The organism is Psychrobacillus sp. AK 1817 (genome assembly GCF_008807035.1).
GTDB lineage: Bacteria > Bacillota > Bacilli > Bacillales_A > Planococcaceae > Psychrobacillus > Psychrobacillus faecigallinarum.
Genome location: NZ_CP031739.1, coordinates 1,919,656 through 1,934,899, shown reverse-complemented (window position 1 = coordinate 1,934,899; position 15,244 = coordinate 1,919,656). Strand labels below are relative to the sequence as shown.

Annotated in this window: 16 protein-coding genes; 7 read left to right on the top strand and 9 right to left on the bottom strand. The window is 36.9% G+C overall.

Annotated elements, in window-relative coordinates; all coding sequences use genetic code 11:
• Window positions 1-28 precede the first annotated feature (28 nt).
• Window positions 29-754: a glycerophosphodiester phosphodiesterase gene (locus tag D0S48_RS09685; RefSeq protein WP_144539938.1), complete on the top strand. Its 726-nt coding sequence runs from the start codon at window positions 29-31 to the stop codon at window positions 752-754.
• A 474-nt stretch (window positions 755-1,228) separates the two neighbouring features.
• Here the strand turns inward: D0S48_RS09685 and D0S48_RS09680 are convergent, their stop codons facing one another.
• From D0S48_RS09680 to D0S48_RS09665, 4 genes are all read right to left on the bottom strand, one after another.
• Window positions 1,229-2,236 carry a FecCD family ABC transporter permease gene (locus D0S48_RS09680; RefSeq protein WP_144539936.1) on the bottom strand — a complete coding sequence of 336 codons (1,008 nt, stop codon included), beginning with the start codon at window positions 2,234-2,236 and terminating at the stop codon, window positions 1,229-1,231.
• Entirely contained in the window at window positions 2,233-3,231 is a 999-nt protein-coding gene (locus D0S48_RS09675; protein WP_144539934.1) for a FecCD family ABC transporter permease, read from the bottom strand. Before D0S48_RS09675 ends, D0S48_RS09680 begins: the two co-directional genes overlap by 4 nt.
• A 62-nt stretch (window positions 3,232-3,293) precedes the next feature.
• Complete coding sequence (locus tag D0S48_RS09670; protein WP_144539932.1) at window positions 3,294-4,223, bottom strand: iron-hydroxamate ABC transporter substrate-binding protein; 930 nt, start codon at window positions 4,221-4,223, stop codon at window positions 3,294-3,296.
• Entirely contained in the window at window positions 4,220-5,020 is an 801-nt protein-coding gene (locus D0S48_RS09665) for an ABC transporter ATP-binding protein (protein WP_144539930.1), read from the bottom strand. Before D0S48_RS09665 ends, D0S48_RS09670 begins: the two co-directional genes overlap by 4 nt.
• A gap of 120 nt (window positions 5,021-5,140) precedes the next feature.
• Between D0S48_RS09665 and D0S48_RS09660 the strand changes: the two genes are divergently transcribed.
• Window positions 5,141-6,181: an NAD(P)/FAD-dependent oxidoreductase gene (locus D0S48_RS09660; protein WP_144539928.1), complete on the top strand. Its 1,041-nt coding sequence runs from the start codon at window positions 5,141-5,143 to the stop codon at window positions 6,179-6,181.
• Between the two features lie 207 nt (window positions 6,182-6,388).
• Here D0S48_RS09660 and D0S48_RS09655 read toward each other — a convergent pair whose 3' ends face one another.
• Window positions 6,389-7,411 carry a DUF2804 domain-containing protein gene (locus D0S48_RS09655; RefSeq protein ID WP_144539927.1) on the bottom strand — a complete coding sequence of 341 codons (1,023 nt, stop codon included), beginning with the start codon at window positions 7,409-7,411 and terminating at the stop codon, window positions 6,389-6,391.
• Window positions 7,412-7,524: 113 nt separating this feature from the next.
• On the opposite strand from D0S48_RS09655, the gene D0S48_RS09650 reads away from it, so the two are divergent.
• Complete coding sequence (locus D0S48_RS09650; RefSeq protein ID WP_144540060.1) at window positions 7,525-8,016, top strand: amidase domain-containing protein; 492 nt, start codon at window positions 7,525-7,527, stop codon at window positions 8,014-8,016.
• A 428-nt stretch (window positions 8,017-8,444) separates the two neighbouring features.
• The gene (locus D0S48_RS09645; protein ID WP_144539925.1) at window positions 8,445-9,035 is read left to right on the top strand and encodes a GNAT family N-acetyltransferase; all 591 of its coding nucleotides are present in this window, start codon (window positions 8,445-8,447) and stop codon (window positions 9,033-9,035) included.
• A 115-nt stretch (window positions 9,036-9,150) separates the two neighbouring features.
• On the opposite strand, the gene D0S48_RS09640 is transcribed toward D0S48_RS09645, so the two are convergent.
• Window positions 9,151-10,002: a DegV family protein gene (locus D0S48_RS09640; protein ID WP_144539923.1), complete on the bottom strand. Its 852-nt coding sequence runs from the start codon at window positions 10,000-10,002 to the stop codon at window positions 9,151-9,153.
• 73 nt (window positions 10,003-10,075) lie between these two features.
• Window positions 10,076-10,657: a glycerol-3-phosphate acyltransferase gene (locus D0S48_RS09635; protein ID WP_144539921.1), complete on the bottom strand. Its 582-nt coding sequence runs from the start codon at window positions 10,655-10,657 to the stop codon at window positions 10,076-10,078.
• A 188-nt stretch (window positions 10,658-10,845) separates the two neighbouring features.
• On the opposite strand from D0S48_RS09635, the gene D0S48_RS09630 reads away from it, so the two are divergent.
• Window positions 10,846-11,424 (top strand): nitroreductase family protein, encoded by a 579-nt coding sequence (locus D0S48_RS09630; protein WP_144539919.1) that lies wholly within the window; start codon window positions 10,846-10,848, stop codon window positions 11,422-11,424.
• Here the strand turns inward: D0S48_RS09630 and D0S48_RS09625 are convergent.
• Together D0S48_RS09625 and D0S48_RS09620 are read right to left on the bottom strand one after the other, a co-directional pair.
• Window positions 11,421-12,236: a hypothetical protein gene (locus D0S48_RS09625; protein ID WP_151111455.1), complete on the bottom strand. Its 816-nt coding sequence runs from the start codon at window positions 12,234-12,236 to the stop codon at window positions 11,421-11,423. The genes D0S48_RS09630 and D0S48_RS09625 overlap by 4 nt on opposite strands.
• A 133-nt stretch (window positions 12,237-12,369) precedes the next feature.
• Window positions 12,370-13,767, bottom strand: coding sequence for a dipeptidase (locus tag D0S48_RS09620; RefSeq protein WP_151111453.1), 1,398 nt, complete (start codon window positions 13,765-13,767; stop codon window positions 12,370-12,372).
• Window positions 13,768-14,000: 233 nt separating this feature from the next.
• Between D0S48_RS09620 and D0S48_RS09615 the strand changes: the two genes are divergently transcribed.
• On the top strand, window positions 14,001-14,375 hold the full coding sequence (locus tag D0S48_RS09615) for a VOC family protein (protein ID WP_186318220.1): 375 nt from the start codon (window positions 14,001-14,003) through the stop codon (window positions 14,373-14,375).
• Window positions 14,376-14,463: 88 nt separating this feature from the next.
• Window positions 14,464-15,150 carry a cyclase family protein gene (locus D0S48_RS09610; RefSeq protein WP_144539910.1) on the top strand — a complete coding sequence of 229 codons (687 nt, stop codon included), beginning with the start codon at window positions 14,464-14,466 and terminating at the stop codon, window positions 15,148-15,150.
• Window positions 15,151-15,244: the final 94 nt, after the last annotated feature.

The following is a 15,244-nucleotide window of genomic DNA, read 5'->3' as shown; positions in this document are numbered from 1 at the left end:
ACTATAACAAATATGAGGGAGGTATATTATGAAAATTTATGCACATAGAGGCTCATCTGGAACGCATCCTGAAAACACTATTTCGGCCTTTAAAGCAGCAGCAGCTTTACCTGTACATGGAGTAGAATTTGATGTTCATATGACAAAAGATGGAGAACTTGTAGTTATCCACGATGAGAAAATTAATCGAACTTCCAATGGACAAGGTTATGTGAAGGATATGACGCTAGCGCAATTAGAATCCTACGATTTTGGTGCATGGTTCTCATCAAAATTTAAAGGTGAAAAGATCCCCACTCTAAGAGAAGTTTTATATGTGTTTAAGGATACTCATCATCATATTAATATTGAATTGAAGTCTGACGTTTTTCCATACGAAGGAATGGAAGAGAAAGCAATCAATATGTTAAGAGATTATAGATTAGTAAATCGTGTCGTTATTTCCTCCTTTAATCATGAAATGATACAAAGTTTTAAAGAGAAGGCTCCAGAGGTGGAGACAGCTATCTTATTCATGGAAGTGATGGTGGCCCCACATTTATATGCGGAGGCTGTAGGAGCGGATGCCTTGCACACTTTCTTTCCGACGGTATTTAGAAGAATGGGACAAGAAGCAGTAGCAAGTGGAAAAAAAGTACGCGTCTTCACTGTAAATGAAGAGGCTTATGTGGATATGTTAATGTCAGTAGGAATAGATGCCATTTTTACTGACTATCCAAAGAAAATGCTAGACTACTTAAATAATCGAAAATAATAAAAAAGATAGTGTGAAATCACACTATCTTTTTTATATAGACATTCTAAATAGATCAAGACCTAATGCTCATGACGTTTTTATTGAGCGGAGAAATTTATAAATAATATATTACCATTACGGACAAATCTGGTGTTGAAAGTAACAAAACAACCTTTGAGGTTACATTTACAATTTGATAGCCATAACCAAAGCGCAATTACTATTCTTAAAGCTCGAAGATATTCTAGTTTAGTGAACTAGAATAAAAATGAAATAATTATGTAGTAGCTTGTTTTGTTGCAAGCAATTTATTTTTTGTTGATTGGAGCGACAGGCGGCGACTCCAGCGGGATGAGTGAGACAGATAAGACATCCCAAACGACGCGTAAGCGACGGGGATGGCTTATCGCTCACCCCGCGGAAAGCGTCCGACTAAAGCGGAAATCACTCACTTTGATTTAATATACATATGCTTTTTCTAAAAAAAATCATTTATTTCCTTAATAACAAATACATAAAGTAAGGTGCTCCTATTAACGCGACTACAATTCCGGTAGGGATGCCACTCGGCTCGATAACATTTCTTCCGATAGTATCTGCTAACAGAAGCAACCAGCCACCTAAAAGAATACAAATAGGCAAAAACAGCTGATGACGTGGGCCTACAAGAGACTTTGCTATATGTGGAGCCATGAGTCCTATAAAAGCAATTCCTCCAGTTACACTAACTGCTGACGCAGCTAGAGCTACTGCTACTAAAAGAAAAATAATACGTTCTTTTTCAATAGAGACGCCTACTCCAATTGCAGCGGGCTCACTTAAACCTAAGAGATTTAGGCGATTAGCACGATACATAGTAAAAGGAACTAAAACAATGAGCCATGGAAGAAGAGCTAAAATGAATGGCCAATCAGCTCCCCATATATTACCTGCTAGCCATTTAGCTATAAAGTCGACCTTTTGCGTCTCCGCAGAGGAAATAATAACAATCATTAATCCCGAAAGAGCCATTGAAAAACCAACACCAATGAGAACTAAACGAACAGGCTGCAATCCAATTTCTCGATTATAGGAAAAAATATAAATGACAAATGCTGTTATTAAAGCTCCTAAAAATGCTACAAGAGGAAGCATATATATGAAGGAGCCAGGCTGTATAGGAAAGTAGAGAAAGAAAACAGCAATTGCAACACCAGCCCCAGAATTTATCCCAATTATTCCGGGATCAGCCAAATCGTTCCTAGTAACTCCCTGCAAAATTGCACCGGATAGAGCTAAAGCCATTCCGGCTAATAAGGTAATAATAATTCTAGGTAAGCGAACAGAAAAAAATACAAATTCCTCTTTAAAAGACCCATTCCCTAGAATAGTTGGCAACAACCGGTTAAAGGATAGGGAAGAGTAGCCGATTCCAGCGCTTAGAAAAGCCGTTAATAAGATTAAAGCAAGAAGACTAAAAAATAGTATTCGTTGTTTTTTTATTGTTTTTGGATGAATCATTGAAATACTTTACCCCCTTTTCGTACGATGATTAGAAAGAAGGGTAAGCCCATTATAGCAATGATTGCAGCAACAGGAGTTTCATAAGGCATATTTATGGTGCGCCCAATCGTATCGGCAAGAACCATAAGAATGGCTCCTACTATTGCTGACATAGGGATGATGAATCGATAATCCGTTCCAACAATAGCTCGAACTATATGTGGAACCATCAGCCCAACAAAAGCCATGTTCCCTACAAGTGCCACCGAAGATCCAGCAAGTAAAATAACCATTATGAAGAGTACCATTTTCACTAAAAGTATTCTTTGCCCAAGACCAACTGCTACCTCTTCATTTAAACTTAAAATTGTTAGCTGTCTGGAAAGAAGCAGTGAAACCAATATCCCTAAAATAATAAAAGGGGAGATTATTTGTAGCTGACTCCAAGATGTACCTATTAAGCCTCCTGAAGTCCACATAGACACATCCTGAGAGATTTTAAAATAGATACCTACTCCATCTGCAATTGCATACAGGAAAGCAGAAACTGCAGCCCCCGCAAGAACAATACGTAAAGGAGAAAAACCTCCTTTTCTTGCTGCCCCTATACTAAAAACCATGATGGCACCCACAGCAGAGCCTATAAAGCAGGCGATTGTAATACCCAAGTAATTGGTTGCAGGAAGAAGGGCAATAGTTACCGCTAACGCAGCATTTGCTCCTGAGGTCAGACCTAACAAACCAGGATCTGCTAAAGGATTTCGTGTTATACCTTGCATAATAGCTCCTGAAATTGCCAGAGCAGCCCCTACTAAAACTGCTCCAACTTCTCTAGGAAGACGTATTTCTCGCAGTATATTAATAGAATCACTTTTGATAGTAGAGAAAACAGCATTCCATACATCCTGCACAGTTGTTTGAGCAGCTCCGAGCACCAAAGCTAAACAAAACACAACAATAAGCAACAGGCCCCCGATTAAAAATTTTAAACTGAAATGCGCAGAAGATTTCATATTATTATTCCTTTCCTAACATGAAGAAGGAGGAATTCCTAATATGAATCCCTCCAACATATTTATTTACTGTTCAAAAATTGTTCTTTAAAAAATTCTAGCTGATTATCTAATGAAATTGGATCGTTGAAATAAAATTCTTCTGCATTTGCCTCAAAGACACGTCCGTTTTTTACTGCAGGAATATTTTTATATACATCTGTTTCTTGGAAAGAGTTATCTTGAGTGGAAACCTTGCTGAAAATGATATAGTCTCCTGCATATTCAGGAAGAACTTCTAATGATAAGGCATAATATCCATCCTTTAAAGCCATTTCCTGTACTTTCTTAGGCATTGCTAGATTCATTTCCTGATAGAGAATTTCTGTCCCTCGTCCCCAGTTATCGCCGAAAACATAAATTTGTTTGTCAAAATTTTCAATGACAGAAACAGTTGCATCTTCCCCAATTTTTGCTTTTATTTCTTCGCCAGCTTTTTGTGCACGCTCTTTAAAATCATCAATCCATTCCTGAGCCTCTTTTTCCTTGTTTAATAACTTTCCTATTTCTAATTGCTGTTCCAAGTAGTCTACTTTTCCATATGTGAAAGTTACTGTAGGAGCAATCTCTTTTAATTTATCAAGATTTTGAGCAGTGGAAAGTCCAATGATTAAATCAGGATCTAATTCAATGATTTTTTCCAGATTTTCTTCTGAAATCTCTTCTACATCCGCAAAGTATTCATTAAATTGAGGATTTGATTTAGCCCAAGCGTCCACACCAACAATGTTTACTCCAAGTGAAGCTACATTTCCCGCATAGGTAGAGACTACTACCACACGTTTCGGATTTGCAGGAACTTCGATAGGGCCTTCCTCGGATTCATATGTAATAGTATCAGTTTCATTTTTATCATTATTGCTATTTGCGTTTGTATTACTAGACTCATCACTATTACAAGCAGCTAATGTTAATATAAGTAAAATTAAAAACGGCATTAATAGCTTTTTCATATTTTATATTCTCCCTTAAGTAAGTTATAAGTGATGCACATAGGTTTATTTGTTCGGGGATCTTTACCTATTTCTGCATCAATTTGGAACACATTTCTTAACACATCTTTTGAAATAACTTCATTGCAATCTCCGGCTTTAACAATTTGTCCACCTTTTAGTGCAATTATATAATCAGCAAAACGAGCCGCCTGGTTTAAATCATGTAAAACCATTACAATTGTTCTCTTTTCTTGTTGATTTAATTTTTGTAAAAGCTCTAATACCTCTAATTGGTGTGCCATATCCAGATAAGTGGTTGGCTCATCTAAAAAGATGATTTCGGTTTCCTGTGCAAGAGCCATAGCAATCCATACTCTTTGGCGTTGTCCGCCTGAAAGTGAATCTACTGGTAGATATTTAAAATTGATCGTCCCAGTTACTTCCAAAGCCCAATCAATTACTTCATAATCTTTTTGGCTTAGGCGTCCAAACCCATTTTGATAGGGGAATCGACCATATGACACAAGCTCTCCAACTGTGAGTCCACTTGCACTCTCAGGAGTTTGCGGAAGGATCGCCATCTTTTTAGCTAGTACTTTAGTGTTTTCCCTTGAGACTGTTTTGCCATCTAGAACAATGGAGCCAGAGTGATGGGGAATAATCCGAGTGATAGCTTTTAGTAGGGTGGATTTTCCACAGCCATTAGGTCCGATAATCGTCGTAATTTTTTGATCGGGAATCTGTACAGAAAGATCCTTCACTATGAGTTTTTCGCCGTAACCTATAGACAAATCCTCTGTAAAAAGGCGAACCATTTCAAAACCTCCAAACTAACAGTTGATAAAATTAGTGATAACGATTATCATTATCATAAAGAAACTATATGGAATTTTTGGACAGAAGTCAACAATAACTTTTAGAGGAGACTAAAGCATATGCAGGATGTATTTGATGTAACAATCATTGGTGGTGGTCCAGCAGGATTATATTCAGCTTTTTATAGTGGATTACGAGAAATGAGGACAAAAATTATTGAATTTCAGCCTCAGTTGGGCGGAAAAATACATGTATACCCTGAAAAAATGATATGGGATGTAGGGGGACAGCCTCCTATATCAGGTGAACGTTTGATAGGTCAGCTGGTGGAGCAGGGGCTAACGTTTAATCCAGAGGTTGTATTAAATGAAAAGGTAGAATCCATCACCAAAAGCAATGAAAAGATTTTTTGCTTAACAACTGCATCCGGTCAAGTCCATTACTCTAAGACGATTATCCTCGCTATCGGAGGTGGGATTCTTAATCCACTTAAGTTGGATATAGAAGGGGCAGAACGTTTTGAAGTAAGTAATTTAAATTACACTATTAAATCTAAACGTCGCTTCAAGGATAAAACGGTTATTATCTCTGGCGGTGGAAACTCTGCGATTGATTGGGCAAACGAGCTGGAGCCAATTGCAAAAAAGGTTTATGTTACTTACAGAAAAGATGCATTAAACGGACATGAGGCGCAAATTACTCAATTGATGAACAGTACGGTCACCTGCTTATTTAATACGTCTATCTCTAAATTAATTGCGTCGAATAACCATGAAATTATCGAGCAAGTGGCGTTGACGAATAATGAAACAGGAGAAGTGAACTTCTTAGACATTGATGAGGTAATTATCAATCATGGCTATGAAAGAGACGCGGAACTTATTGAAAATAGTACAGTCAACATTGCGGTAAAGGATGAATATTACGTAGACGGTACAAGTACAAGCGAGACATCCGTAGCAGGCATTTATGCCGCTGGGGACATATTAGCTCATCCCGGGAAGCTCCATTTAATAGCGGGTACATTTCAGGACGCAGCTAACGCTGTAAACCGTGCAAAACGTTTTATTCAGCCAGATGCCCATAGTGCAGCAATGGTTTCCTCTCATAATGAGATTTTTAAAGAAAAAAATAAACAAATGCTTGAGCTACTTATTTAAAAAGTGAAGTTCTATTATTACTAGAGTGAACAGCAAAGATAGCTTATCAACTAACAAAAGGATCGTAGCCTGCATTTCTTTAGAATCCTTTAATAATATTGTTCATTTCATGTAAAATTGTTGGCATGCTGAAAATGATTTAAATATATATGTTTTAGACAAGAGGGTGCAAAAGAATTAATTCTTTTGCACCCTCTTGTTTATATCTTACCATTTGGCCTTATGCTCTTCTATACATCCAAGCATCTGTAGAATCTGTAAAGTTGGGCCATCCTCCAATTGGATTTTTCCATTGTAGTAACCCATCATCTGGTTTACTTCTGATGAAACCAGTTTTGCATCTGTCTTAGCTACTCTATGGAAGAAGGGGGTAAAGGTTAAATCTACATCATTAGAAAACTTCGTTTTAATCGTCCATGGTACCATGAAGTCATTTGTTTGATAGTGAAAAATCAAATCCTCATGAATCTTCGTTAAGATTCCATCTACAATCACAGCATTTTCAGTCATACCAGTTCCGTCAGTCCATTTACCTCCAAGGTTTAAGCCGATTCGTTTTAAGCCTACACGTTGTGAAGCAAACCCCCAGTTCCATGTTGCTTGACGCGGCCAGACCCCTCTTCCATAGTCCAAGACTGCAAAGTTGTCATGCTCCTGAAGGTGATAGCGGGAATCTCCCATTTTTACAAAACCCTTGGTAGGTAAGAGGTGGTGCTTTGCGGTAAATTGAAATTGAGTCCTATTCCAAGGAATCACCACATTCAGGGAATCATCGTCTGGTGGATGGGTGATATGTATGTCAGCGTGTAACATTTCTCCATCAAAATTAGGAACAGTAACTGTCATATGGGTCTCATTTTGAATATACAAAAGTTGGATGGACATTTCCTCCGAATGAAGGTGAACGCTCTCTAATACCTGATCAGGCATCTTAACTTTATTGCCTAAGGGAATGGTTACGGTCTTTTCAACAAAGCGTTGTGTTTCGTAATTCAGGAAATAGACAAAGCAGACGGCTGCGTAGTCTAAGTGGCTAATAGTTGCTGAGAATAGAATTTCATCTCCAAACACACACCAGTAATTCCACTTTTTCTTCCGCATATAATGACCCTTTAAGTTACTTTCAATTATTGGCTTTCTAGCAAAACCTATTGCCTTGGGATTTAGATTCCCTTTATCATCGCATAGCAAAGTCGGCGAGGTGATTTCCTTTTCTGCATGTTGTCGCATAAGCCAACTTCCTTTCCTAAAATATAAATTGAATTCACAAAAAATTTCCAGTTACCTTCATACTAGCATATATTTTCGATGAATACATATAAACAGAATAGAAGGAGGTGGAAATTTTGGTAAAATATAATCGACAAGCAGCAGTTCAGTACGCGGAAACATGGTGGAATAGCTATAACCCTAATTTTCCTATTTTTGATGTGGACTGTACGAATTATATTTCTCAATGCTTGCTCGCTGGAGGCGCTCCTATGAGAGGGCAGCCTAATAGGCAGAAAGGTTGGTGGTTAGGAAACAATACATGGAGTCTAAGTTGGTCAACACCCCATTCTTTACGCTGGTACCTAGCTGGCTCTACTATTGGGCTACAAGCCAAACAAGTGAATTCAGCGCAAGAACTGATTCTTGGAGATCTAATATTTTATGATTTTGAGGGAGACGGCCGATGGGATCATTCAACAATCGTAACACGTATTCAAGATGGAGTACCCTACGTAAATGCGCACACTAATAATAGTAGAAACAGGTACTGGGACTATCATGACTCATATGCTTATACATCAAATACGAAATATATATTCTTCCATGTTAAGGACGATTTCTAAGGGGTTTTATAAGGAGGAGAAAAGGGAGGGCGAATAAAACGCCCTTTCTTTTTATTTGTTTATATGACTGATTAGCAACTAGTCGTGATTATTATGATTATTGAAATTGACGATTTCTTTCAACAAGTTCTACTTATGTGTAAAAAGTGTTCAAAACAGCGACTAAAGCAAAAGTACCTCAATGCTAAAGAATTAGTATTAGAGACAAGTAATCTTACAAATGTATTTTCAGACTTCAAAATTTTGAACAAATACCTTATTCCAACAATATAAAAGTTGATTTTGTAATTGATACTGATACAGATAGGATTTACTCACCCTCTTATTAAACTAACTGGACCTTTACTTCTAGAACTCCTTTTTCAAAAGCCGGTTGAATATTATGTTAATATTAGTTTAAACAGATATAGAGGAGGGAATTTACATTTATGATAAAAATCGTCGGGCAAAAAGTTGAATTGAAAGAGGCTAACCAACAAGATATTGATGACTTATATTATTGGAAGTATGAAGATAAGAAACAAGAAGCGAAGAAATGGAATGGCCCTTACATACCTGAGACTAAAATAACAAAAGAAGAGTTTAAAATAAATTGGGATAAAGACTATCAAATTGCACCCAACACTCCTAATTCATTAATCATTTTTGTAGGAAATAAATTAATTGGAACGGTAGGCTCTTATTGGGTAGATAAAAACACTAATTGGTTAGAAACTGGAATAGTCATTTATGATAACAATTACTGGAATGGTGGCTATGGAACCGAGGCTTATAAACTCTGGATAGATTTCTTATTCAGTTCTACTGATTTACATAGGTTAGGAATGTCAACGTGGTCAGGTAATGTAAGGATGATGAAGGTAGCAGAAAGAATTGGGATGAAAGAAGAAGCACGAATAAGAAACGCTAGAATGGTTGACGGGGAATATTTTGATGCAATTAAGATGGGAATGTTACGAGAAGAATGGGAAGAAAAACAGGGAATTGATAAATCTAAAGCATCCTTTTTAATGCACTAACGGGTGCTTAAGTAAAAAATGGACATCAAAATGGAATGAGCTTGGAGATGTATTCTCCAGCTCATTTTTTATGGCTTTTTAAAATCAAACTTTAGCTTTTATATGGCATGAAGATTTAAGGGGCGTACCATAATACTGCAATTGTATCCTCCCCTGCGTGTACTGCTAGTGAGGTACTTATTTCTCCTATAACTATGTCTAATTGTGGACAGTGAAGCAAAAGGGCTTCTTTTAAATCATTTGCTTGTTGTAGGGCATTGGCATGCATAATATAAATCGTCTTACTTCCTTCATTATTTGCTGAATCAACCACTTTATTGATTAAATACTGAATTGCCTTTTTATGTGATCTAACTTTATCGAGCTCTTGTAATTCGCCTTTATTGTTTATCTGTATTACAGGTTTTATTTTTAACAGAGTGCCTAAGTAAAACTGAGCGCTACTTAACCTTCCACCTTTATAAAGCTGCGTAAGATTTCCTATTAAAATATAATTATTAAATTTAGTAGCCTCTGTCTTTAAATTGGCTACTATTTCTTTGTAAGGAATTCCATCTTCATCAAGCTTCATTCCCTTTTCTACCAGACCGGTAATCCCTGCTGATAGAGAAAGAGAATCGATACAATCAACTTCTACTTGGGCAATTTGCGCTCCAGCTACAGACGAGGAAAGGGTACCACTTAAGCTTTGTGAAACATGAATGGCGATAATAGAGCTATATTCGGTACTTAGTTTTGTATACAATTGAGCAAATTCTCCAGCTGAAGGCTGTGAGGTTTTTATGGAATCAGCCCCGTTTCTGATTCGCTGATACAACTGCTCGGACGTCAAATCGACACCATCGACAAATTGTTCCGTTCCAAAGTGAATGTTGATAGGTACAACATATACGTCTGGATGATTTCTTAATAAATTACTTATATAAGCACTGCTATCTACTACCCATGCGATTTTTTGTGAGGTCATTACTTACATCCTATCTATTTTAATTTTAATCATAATTAGGAAATCATACTCCTGTTAAATTCTTTAATATCAATTAATTTAAATTGGATTTGTTCCACCAACGTTCATGCCAGGAATCTACTACATCATGTCGGTGTTTTATTATAATGATTATAATTATTAAGGAAAGAGGGGCCAAATCTTGATATTCCGGTATAACTAAACATAGAATACCGTATGCACTAAAGGCTAAAATCATGCTTAATGTTGCACTGCGGATAACGGAAAGTAAGAGTAGAAAAACGACTGCCAGCATTCCGAACAAAAAAGGGTTAAGAGCAAGTGACACCCCTATAAAGGTAGCAATTCCTTTTCCTCCTTTTCCTTTTAACCAAAGGGGGTAAAGGTGACCAATTATAACGAAGAAAGCCCCGGTAGCAATAGTAAGGGTAGAGAAATCTAAAACATAGCCTACATAAAGAACTAGAATCCCTTTTAATGCATCACCAACGAAGGTTAAAACAAAGGCTGCCTTCCCTAAAACTGCGCCAGCATTCCTAGCGCCGAGGTTGCCACTGCGTTCCGTCCTTAAATCTGTATTTTTCCACTTACCGACCCACCAGGCTGTAAGGAAATTACCAACAAAATAGCTGAAAATCCAGTAGAGTAGGAGCAATGTATCACCTCAAAAATGTTAGTAATGTATTAATACACAAAAGAAAAAATTCCCATTTGTTTTATTTTACACTAAGATTTAAAGTAACGTTACATAAAACTAGGTAACAACTGAAAGACTTTTAAACTCTGATATAAATTGGTATGATTGAATGGATGAAAAAGACTGACAATTAAGAGGGTGTAATAATGAATGAACAATCATTGACGGTAAAAGATGCAATTATTCAAAGAAGATCTATAAAATTATTTAATGGACAGCCTGTAGACAGAGAAGTGCTACTATCTATTTTGGAGGATGCCCTATGGGCGCCTAATCACCAGCTAAGACAGCCATGGCGCTTTATCGTCGCATGTGGGTCAGAATTAAATGAATTACATGAGCTGTTAAAAGAATATGGGATACCGAAATGGCATGAGCTTTCAGAGGATGCCTTAGAAAAACAAATGCAAAAGTATAAAAATCCAGGTGGTTATGTATTTGTTATTGTTCCAGAAGATGCACGCCAAAAGGAACGTTTAGAGGATTATGCTGCAGCTAGCATGCTTGTTCAAAATATCCAGTTGTTAGCATGGGATCGAGGCATCGGATCATGCTGGAAAACGCCAGGATTCCTAGATAATCCAAAATTTCGTGAATCTTTAGGAGTAAAGCCAGGAGAACGTATCATTAGCATGTTACAGGTCGGTTATTATGACGAGGCTCCTAAACCAAAACCACGAAAGAGTATAGAAGAAGTTATCACATTCTTTGGAAACGAGAACTAACTAATATTGAGGCGAGTAAGAGTGGGGGCCCCATTCTTACTCGCCTTATTTTTTATAGTAAGGGGGGATTTACCGCCTTCGCTATGAAGAGAAACTGAATTCCTATTGACTATATATGAAACAGAATAGGTCCCATTTACATACCCTTTTTCCCAGGTTTCTGTAAATGTAACGAGATACTGATCATCACCTATTTTTCTAGCAGATGTTTTTCTAGATACGTTAAAACCTTCAATGTTACCGCTCCATTTATCCTTCCCTTTTGGAAAGTTACTAGAAATAGTGTCTTCTCCAGATGTTGCAAGTGCAATAGCCTCTTCACTAGTAAAAGGTGGACGAGATTCAGAAATTAGGGAGAAAAATAACCAGAGAACCACAGCAAGAGCAATCGGAGAAAGAAATCCAAAGGTAATATGGCGGCCGTCCAAATTTTTAGTATATAACCATCTATCAACTATGCTGTATATGAGGGCAGGAACAATACCTAAAAAAATAAGGTCTAATTTCTGGTAAAAGAATAGACCACCAAAAAGAGCATGAAACAAAATATATAACCAATTATACTTGGGCATTTTTTTTCTTAAGATAAATTCTAGGAGGAGGGAGACAGGTGTGCCATATATAAGTATGATGAATCCGCTATAGAAAAATAAAATCAAAGCCCAAGCTATGAACTCTTCACCACGACTATACGGCGGAATAGAATCATTGCCAATCAAGTTATAAGAAGAAAAGAATAAACCAAAAATCATTGCAGTAATAACAGGTGTAATAACCTTCCTAGCAATTAGCTTTATGCCTTGTACTTGCATTTGAGTACTCTCCTTCTATATGGTATATTAATCCATTTAATAAATAATTATACATTAGGAGGATAATAAAAACACATGAATTCAAAAAGAATCCATGTGCTAAATTATATTATTATTATTATTATTATTATTATTATTTTTTTAATTCTTCTTTTGATAGGCTAGACAGTTCATTATAGTAATCACCAATAACACGTAATCCCTTATCAAAATTCTCTAGATGAAAATGCTCATTAGGAGCATGGAAGTTTTCGGTAGATAATCCGAAGCCCATCAATACTACTGGTAGTTCAAGAATTTCATCGAAAGCTGCTACGATTGGAATTGATCCACCTCCGCGAGTATAAGCAGTTGGTACAGCATATATTTTTTCGTAGCTGCGACCTGCTGCTTGAATAGCAGGATGGTCAAAAGGTGTGATGAAAGGTTTTCCTTTATCAAATTCAGTTACTTTCACTGTTACACCGGCTGGTTTATGCTTTTCAATATGTGCTTTCAGTTTTGTAACAATTTCTTCAGGGTCCTGATCTGGTACTAAGCGACAAGTAATTTTTGCTCCTGCCTCGCTCGGTAATACAGTTTTAATACCTTCCCCAGAGAAACCACCAAATATCCCATTAATTTCGAGAGTTGGACGTGCCCAAACACGTTCTAGATGAGTATATCCTTTTTCACCAAATAACTCAGTGACGCCAACTTCTTGTTTCAGCTCATCCTCGTTGAAACCAAGAGCAGCGTATGCTTCACGTTCTTCTTCCATTAAAGGACGAACATTATCATAGAAGCCCTCTACTTCGATGGTACCTTCTTCGTCACGGAAAGACTCTAAAATGGAGACTAACGCATGGATGGAGTTTTGTACACCGCCACCGTAAAGTCCAGAATGTAGGTCGCCTTTTGCACCTTTTACATCAATTTGAACACCACATAAACCACGTAAACCATAACAAACTGCTGGTTGTCCAGGTCCTTGCATACCTGTATCGGAAATAACGATTACATCTGCTGCAAGCTTATCCTTATTGCTTTCGATGTACTCTTCTAAATTAGGGCTGCCAACCTCTTCTTCGCCTTCTATTAGGAACTTCACATTGACAGGTAAGGATCCCTCAAGTTCAAGAAGTGCTTCGACAGCTTTAACATGCATAAATACTTGACCTTTATCGTCACTAGCACCACGTGCATATAGCTTGTTATCGCGTACCTCTGGATTAAATGGTTCAGATTCCCAAAGGTTCAAAGGGTCTACAGGCTGAACATCGTAATGTCCATAAATAAGCACAGTTGGCTTGTCCTCCGCATGTAACCAATCAGCATACACTACTGGATGCCCCTTTGTTTCATCAATCACAATATTTTCTAGACCAGCTTGCTTAAATGAATCTGATAGCCATTCTGCACCCTTTTGCATATCGGCTTTGTGCTCTGATAAGGATGAAATGCTTGGTATACTAAGAAATTTTTTCAATTCTTCTAAGTGTTTTTCTCTTTTTTCTGCAAAGTAATTGTCTAAGATTGTTAGTTGGCTCATGGATCCATCCTTCTTTCTAAAGATATAGTAAAAACAGTATAGCATAAGTTTTGTGACAACTAAATAACTCGGAGAATCTAGTGGCGCTAAGGTTTTAGAAGAGATATATGATTATCATTAGAAGTACCAAATAGAGAAATATAAACATTTAGAAAAGAAAGACTATATTTAAAAGGTATTTTGTTTCCGTTTAAAGAATAGTAATAAAATTACAATATCAGGGAGGAATACAATTGTTTGAAAATCAAACTATTTTTAATGGCAATGTAGTTGTTTGGTGTTTTGTGAAGGATTTATCGGCTTCAGTGGATTGGTATACAAACATATTAGGTATCAAACCTACTAACAACATTGATGTTGCATACTTTTTCCCTATAAATGAAAATACAAAACTAGCAATTAGTAATCGTTTCAAAGCAAGTGATTCAAATGTGTTGCCTAAAAGTGTTGCTTTGGATTTGCAAAGTGATCACGTTTTCGAGACGCACAGCCTATTGAAGGAAAAGGGAGTTCAAGTCCAAGCGATAGAAAATCCTGTATTAAATTATCACGAGTTTTATTTTAAAGATTTAGATGACAATTTAATTAGGGTACACGGTTTTGCTTAAAGAGGGAGTATTCTTCTAGGTGCTATCTACAAGAAGATAATATTCACTCTATAGAATTTACAAATAAATATATAGGGAGCATGCCAGAATGAAGAAACATGTTGAAATTGGTTACCCGATTTATGAAGGAATGCCCGTTTATCCAGGTTTACCGGAAGTGAAATTAGAGCCGAGAGAGCGTTTGGAAAAAGGAGATGACTGGAATGGTAGCGTATTGAGCATGTATCTTCACGCTGGGACGCATGTGGATGCCCCCTGGCATCATTTAAATAATGGCAAGGGAATAGACGCTATTCCAATTGAAGACTTCATTTACCAAAATCCGTTGTTAATCGATTGTCCAGTAGGTCCAAACGGCTTTATCACTATTGAAAAGCTAGAGGAATATGAAGAATTGAAGGAAGCTGATATTCTAATTTTTAATACTAGCCACTGGAAATATCGTGAAAATGATTTCGAAAAATATGCTAATAACTTCCCATCTGTTTCACCGGATGCAGCCGAATATATACGGACGAAATTGCCGAACTGTAAAGCTGTAGCCATTGATACTTTAAGTATTGAAAACTTAACAGAAGCGAAAGAAAATGGCTATTTTGTCCACCATGCTTTTTTAGATCATGAAAGATACGAGGAACCGACAATGCTTATCTATGAAGACATCAATCCTGAGCCCTTAATAGGCAAAAAGATCATTTCTGCTTTTACAGCACCTTTACGTATCAAAAATCATGATGCATCTGTTGTTAATGTAGTGGTCCAAATTGAAGAATAAAAAAATGATGTGTACTACTTTATAAAAGTATAGAAGGGTATATGCAATTTCAACTCTTATAGTACAAAAACTCTTCAATATACAAGATTCGAAT

Excerpts from the sequence above, each read along its gene's own strand:
- D0S48_RS09670 (WP_144539932.1), bottom strand. The coding sequence starts at position 4,223 with ATGAAAAAGCTATTAATGCCGTTTTTAATTTTACTTATATTAACATTA.
- D0S48_RS09630 (WP_144539919.1), top strand. The coding sequence starts at position 10,846 with ATGAATGAACAATCATTGACGGTAAAAGATGCAATTATTCAAAGAAGA.
- D0S48_RS09645 (WP_144539925.1), top strand. The coding sequence starts at position 8,445 with ATGATAAAAATCGTCGGGCAAAAAGTTGAATTGAAAGAGGCTAACCAA.
- D0S48_RS09675 (WP_144539934.1), bottom strand. The coding sequence starts at position 3,231 with ATGAAATCTTCTGCGCATTTCAGTTTAAAATTTTTAATCGGGGGCCTG.
- D0S48_RS09610 (WP_144539910.1), top strand. The coding sequence starts at position 14,464 with ATGAAGAAACATGTTGAAATTGGTTACCCGATTTATGAAGGAATGCCC.
- D0S48_RS09655 (WP_144539927.1), bottom strand. The coding sequence starts at position 7,411 with ATGCGACAACATGCAGAAAAGGAAATCACCTCGCCGACTTTGCTATGC.
- D0S48_RS09625 (WP_151111455.1), bottom strand. The coding sequence starts at position 12,236 with ATGCAAGTACAAGGCATAAAGCTAATTGCTAGGAAGGTTATTACACCT.
- D0S48_RS09665 (WP_144539930.1), bottom strand. The coding sequence starts at position 5,020 with ATGGTTCGCCTTTTTACAGAGGATTTGTCTATAGGTTACGGCGAAAAA.
- D0S48_RS09680 (WP_144539936.1), bottom strand. The coding sequence starts at position 2,236 with ATGATTCATCCAAAAACAATAAAAAAACAACGAATACTATTTTTTAGT.
- D0S48_RS09640 (WP_144539923.1), bottom strand. The coding sequence starts at position 10,002 with ATGACCTCACAAAAAATCGCATGGGTAGTAGATAGCAGTGCTTATATA.
- D0S48_RS09660 (WP_144539928.1), top strand. The coding sequence starts at position 5,141 with ATGCAGGATGTATTTGATGTAACAATCATTGGTGGTGGTCCAGCAGGA.
- D0S48_RS09685 (WP_144539938.1), top strand. The coding sequence starts at position 29 with ATGAAAATTTATGCACATAGAGGCTCATCTGGAACGCATCCTGAAAAC.
- D0S48_RS09620 (WP_151111453.1), bottom strand. The coding sequence starts at position 13,767 with ATGAGCCAACTAACAATCTTAGACAATTACTTTGCAGAAAAAAGAGAA.